5 protein-coding genes are annotated in these 5,236 nt (G+C 64.4%); 2 read left to right on the top strand and 3 right to left on the bottom strand.

From position 1 onward, the window contains the following. The 3 genes from DBR23_RS22910 to DBR23_RS22900 all read right to left on the bottom strand — a co-directional run. Nucleotides 1–1,683 (bottom strand): M61 family metallopeptidase (locus DBR23_RS22910; RefSeq protein WP_233250687.1); only part of this gene is annotated, 1,683 nt, incomplete at its 3' end. A gap of 56 nt (nucleotides 1,684–1,739) precedes the next feature. Continuing rightward, a complete protein-coding gene (locus DBR23_RS22905) occupies nucleotides 1,740–2,468 on the bottom strand; it encodes a DsbC family protein (RefSeq protein WP_099731998.1) in 729 nt (242 codons plus the stop codon). A 29-nt stretch (nucleotides 2,469–2,497) separates the two neighbouring features. Continuing rightward, complete coding sequence (locus DBR23_RS22900; protein ID WP_108499684.1) at nucleotides 2,498–3,640, bottom strand: FAD-dependent monooxygenase; 1,143 nt, start codon at nucleotides 3,638–3,640, stop codon at nucleotides 2,498–2,500. Between the two features lie 92 nt (nucleotides 3,641–3,732). On the opposite strand from DBR23_RS22900, the gene DBR23_RS22895 reads away from it, so the two are divergent. Further along, nucleotides 3,733–4,605: an MOSC domain-containing protein gene (locus DBR23_RS22895; RefSeq protein ID WP_108499683.1), complete on the top strand. Its 873-nt coding sequence runs from the start codon at nucleotides 3,733–3,735 to the stop codon at nucleotides 4,603–4,605. An 85-nt stretch (nucleotides 4,606–4,690) separates the two neighbouring features. Further along, on the top strand, nucleotides 4,691–5,236 hold a 546-nt coding region (locus DBR23_RS22890; RefSeq protein ID WP_108499682.1), incomplete at its 3' end, for a GTPase.

Genomic DNA, 5,236 nt, shown 5'->3' with positions numbered 1-5,236 from the left:
CTCCAAGGATAGGCGCAGGAGTCGCCCGTCGCGGGCCACCAGTGCCTGCAGGGCGGTGTGGGTGCCCGCGTAGAAAGTGACGTCGTCGAGCTTGCTGATGCGCCAGCCCTGGCCCTGCACTTCCACGCCCAGCCACTCGTCGCCTGCAGACATTCCTGCCTTCTCTGCGGCTCCGCCACGCAGCACGGTCTTGATCTGCACACTGTGGTTCTCGGCCACACGCAGGCCCAGGCGCTGGGCCAGCTGCGGCCGGTCGGCCTTGAGCGCCACGCCGTGGGCGGCCAGCAGCTCCTCCAGGGGTAGATCGGCTGTGCTGTGCACCCAATGGGCCAGTTCCTTGTCGAATGGGCGGCCGACCAGGTCGTGGAGCACGGCGCGCAGATCCGCTTCGGTCATCGGGCCGCCCGCGCAGCGCACCCACAGTGCGCGCATCACATCGTCCAGCGTGGCTTTGCCCTCGCGCCGCAGGGCCAGGTCAAGGCACAGGGCCACCAGAGAGCCCTTGGTGTAGTAGCTGACGGTGGTGTTGGGTGTGTTCTCGTCCTGTCGGTAGTACTTCACCCACGCGTCAAAACTGGCCTGGGCCACGGTTTGTACCGACCGGCCGGGAGTTTGCAGCACCTGGTTGATGGTTTTGGTGATGAGCTTGAGGTAGGTTGCGTCGTCCAGCAGCCCGGCGCGGCGCAGCAGCAGGTCGTCGTAGTAGCTCGTGAAGCCCTCGAAGAACCACAGCAGCTCGGTGTAGTTCTCTTGCGTATAGTCGTAGCGGGTGAACTCGGCAGGCCGCAGGCGCTTGACGTTCCAGGTGTGAAAGTATTCGTGGCTGATGAGGCCCAGCAGCGTGGTGTAGCCCTCACTGGCTCGCACATCGCCCTGGCGGGGCAGATCGCGCCGCCCGCAGATCAGCGCCGTGGAGTTGCGGTGTTCCAGTCCCCCATAGCCATCGCCTACGGCGTTGAGCATGAAGACGTAGCTTTTGAACGGCGCCTTGCCTTCGCGGTGCCAGAAACGGATGGCGGTTTCACAAATTTTCTGCGTGTCGGCCAGCAGGCGCTTGCCATCGAACGACGGAGCCGCACCTGCCACCACAAACTGGTGGGCAATGCCGCAGGCCTTGAAGCGCCCCACCCAGAAGTTGCCCAATTCCACCGGGCAATCGACCAGTTCATCGTAGTCGGCCGCCGCGTACAGACCAAACCCTTGTTTGTCGGCATCCAGGGGCCGTAGACCGGTGGCAGCAGCCCAGGTCGCCGTGGCCGCCGTGCGTGCCAGTTCCAGTGTGTGGGGCTGTTTCTCCTGGTCATGCACGCGCAGGCACAGACTGGTGCCGTTGAAAAAGCCGCGCGAGGTGTCTAGCCAGGCGGTGCGCACGGAGCTGTCGTAGGCGCACACCTGATAGGTCAGCACCAGAGGCTTGCGCTCCGTGCATTGCACTTGCCAGCGGTGCTTGTCCAGCTGGGCCGGTTGCAAAGCGCGTTGGCCTTGCCGAGCCGCCAGAACCTGCAGATTCTTGGAGAACTCCCGCACCAGGTAGCTGCCTGGAATCCAGACCGGCAGAGACAGCTCTTGCGATGCCGCTGGCCGCTGCACCGTCAGCGTCACGGTGAACAGATGCGCATTCAGGTCTGTGGGTTCGACGCGGTAGTGAATGTCTGCGACGGAGGCTGAGCGGGAGAGGGGCATGGCATGTGCCGCGCAAGGGCCGCGCGGAGTCGTCGGTCAGTGGCTTTCAGCGGCTATCAATTGGCGGAGGGCGTTTCGCTGGCGGCTTCGGCCAGACGCTTTTCGACCTCCTGGGCGCCGATCGCACCTGGCACACGCGTGCCGTTGGCAAAAATCAAGGTGGGGGTGCCGGTGATCTTGTACTTCTTGCCAAAGGCCAGGTTGCGTTGCAGCGCGCTGGTGTCACAGCTAGCCGCCGGTGCGGGCTTGTCACGCACCATCTGGTCTTGCCACGCCGTGGCCTGGTCCTTGGAACACCAGATGTTGCGCGACTTTTCGGCCGAATCCGGGCTCAGGATGGGGTACAGGAACAGGTATACCGTCACGTTGTTGATTTGCTGCAGGTCGCGCTCAAAGCGCTTGCAGTAGCCACAGTTGGGGTCCTCGAACACGGCCACCTTGCGCTTGCCGTCGCCGCGCACAATGGTTACGGCATCTTTGAGAGGCAGGGCCGAGAAGCTGACGGCTGTCAGCTTGCTGATGCGGTCTTCGGTCAGATTGCGGCGCGCCTTGGAGTCGATGAGTTCACCCTGGATCACATAGTCGCCCTTGGCGTCGGTGTAGAACAGGTCGGTGCCAATGCGCACTTCGTACAAGCCTTTCATGGGTGTGGGGCGCACTTCGTCGATCTTGTCCATTTGAGGAATGCGCCCGGCCAATGCCTTGCGGATGACGTCCTCTTGCGCCGTGGCGCTCAGGCTCAGAGTGGCTGCCGCGACGGTCAGCAAAGCAGTGGTCAATTTCATCATGTTCCCGTTCAATCAAACTCGCGCGTTCAGCGCATCCCCATGGCCTGGCGGGCCACAAAATCCTTCAGCAGGCCGCTGTGTTCAAAGCCCTTCATGCCCCAGTTGCGCAGCGCTTGCCAGGGCGCCTCTGGGCGTGCAAACAGTTGCTGCAACCCGTCGGTGGCCAGGCCCATCGCTATCAGAGCCGCTTTTCGCTGGCGTTCGTAGCGCCGCAGCAGCCGCAGGTCTGCGACGCTGCGCCAGTAGTCGCGGGTGCGCAGCACATCGGCCAAGGCTGCCACATCGGCCAAGCCCAGGTTCAGCCCTTGCCCTGCCAGCGGATGCACGTTGTGCGCCGCGTCGCCTGCCAGCGCCCAGCTGCGCGCAGCTGGGCCATTGGTCGCATTGGTCGATGCAGCACCGCACCAGCGGTCTGCCTTGGCCAGCTGCAGCGGCCAAGTGGCACGCTCGGCAATGAGCGCAATGCTGCCGAGCGCCTGCTGGCTCGCCGTCTGCAATTCCTGCGCAAAGGCGTCGGCCGGCAACGCCATCAGCGCGGAAACCCGCTCCTCAGGGACGGACCACACCACGGCCACAGAGTTCCCCTGGGCTCCCTCCAGCGGCAAAAAAGCCAGGATGCCTTGTGGCAAAAACCACTGGCGTGCGACCTGTGCATGCGGATGTTCGCAGCGCACCCGCGTGGCAATGGCGTGCTGGGCATAGGGCGTCACGTCAAAGTGCACGCCAAACTCGGACCGGGTGGTGCTGGCGCGTCCTTCGCACACGACGGTCAGGGGCGCAGCCACCGGGATATCCACAATCTCTACCAATGGCTGAAACCGCACAGCCTGTGCCAGTCGCTCTTCCAGGGCCGGCACATCCACGATCCAGGCGAGGGCTTCTACCCCCTGGGGGGCGGCATCGAAATGCACGCAGCCATCCTGATCGCCCCGCACCTGCATGTGCTTGACGGCGGTGGCGTGTTCGGCGTCGGGCCAGCTGCGCAGCGATTCGAGCAGGCCACGGGACGCTGCATTCAGGGCATAGGCCCGTACATCGGTGGCCGCCGCGCTGCGTGGAGCCGGGGCTGGTATCAGGGCCACCCTCAGTCGTTCCCGTGCCAGCAACAAGGCCAGGGTTCGGCCCACGATGCCGGTGCCACGAATACAGATATCAAAGGTTGGGGCCATGACAGGCATTGTAGGAGGGGTCTTACCCCCTGTAATGACAGGGCAGAATTGCGGTCTGGCCTTTCTGGCACCCTTCTTCAGGAGCACTTGGCGTGAGCTTCCCTTCCGAGTCTGATCTGTCCGGCACCATTGCGCGGCTGTTTGTGTATCCCGTCAAATCCTGTGCGGGCATCGAGGTGCAGCAGGCGCTGCTTACCGAGACCGGGCTGGATCTGGACCGCGCCTGGATGGTGGTGGACGCACAGGGCATGTTCCTCACCCAGCGCAGCCTGCCCCGCATGGCGCTGATCCGGCCCCAGCTCAAGAGTGACGAAATGGTGCTGCGGGCTCCGGGCATGCTGGCATTGCATGTGGCGATCGATGCGGTGGAAGCTCCGGCCACGGTGACCGTCTGGCGCGACACGGTGCCTGCGTGGGACATGGGCCCTGTGGCGGCCCAGTGGTTCAGCGACTTTCTGGGGCAGCCCTGCCGCCTGGTGCGGTTTGACCCGGAACATCGGCGGCTGTCCAGCCTGGAGTGGACGGATGGCATGGAGGCTCCCAACCAGTTTGCTGACGGGTTTCCGCTGCTGGTGACCAGTGAGGCATCCCTGAAGGATCTCAACGCACGGCTCACGGCCGGCGGCCACGGCGCGGTGGGCATGGAGCGGTTCCGGCCCAACGTGGTGTTGGCGGGGGTGGATGCCCACGACGAGGACCGCGTGGATCTGATCCATGTGGAGAGTGATGGCACCGCCGACGTCCACATGCAACCGGTGAAGCCCTGCGCGCGATGCCCCATCCCCGACATCGACCCGGCCACGGCCGAGAGCCATCCGTCGGTGGGCGACACCCTGCGCACCTACCGCCAGGATAAGCGGCTGGACGGCGCCATCACGTTCGGCATGAACGCCATCGTGCGAAGCGGCGCAGGGCAGTGGCTGCGTGTGGGGCAACGCATTGCTGCCGATTTCCGGTTTGAATGACCGTCTGATTTGGGCCATCAGCACTGGGCACTGGGCGCGCCCGTAAAATCGGCGGTTTGTCTCCAGAACACCAGAAAGCCCTGCCATGAGCCTCCAATGCGGCATCGTGGGCCTGCCCAACGTCGGCAAGTCCACCCTTTTCAACGCGCTGACCAAGGCTGGTATTGCCGCCGAGAACTATCCCTTCTGCACCATCGAGCCCAACGTGGGCGTGGTGGAGGTGCCTGACCCCCGCCTCCAGCAGCTGGCCCAGATCATCTCGCCCGAGCGCATCGTTCCCGCCATCGTCGAGTTTGTGGACATTGCCGGCCTAGTGGCTGGCGCCAGCCAGGGTGAAGGCCTGGGCAACCAGTTCCTGGCCCACATCCGTGAAACCGACGCCATCGTCAACGTGGTGCGCTGCTTTGAAGACGACAACGTGATCCACGTGGCGGGCCGCGTGGACCCGATCTCCGACATCGAAGTGATCCAGACCGAGCTGTGCCTGGCTGACCTGGGCACGGTCGAGAAAGCCCTGAACCGATACACCAAGGCTGCCAAGTCGGGTAACGACAAGGATGCCGCCAAGCTGGTGGCGCTGCTCACCCGCATCCAGGCCGCACTCAACGAAGGCAAGCCTGCCCGCTCGGTC

This window comes from Acidovorax sp. HMWF018 (genome assembly GCF_003061035.1).
Classification (GTDB): Bacteria; Pseudomonadota; Gammaproteobacteria; order Burkholderiales; family Burkholderiaceae_C; genus Acidovorax; species Acidovorax delafieldii.
The sequence above is the reverse complement of the archived record's forward strand: the minus strand, read 5'-3'. Positions and strand labels throughout refer to the sequence as shown.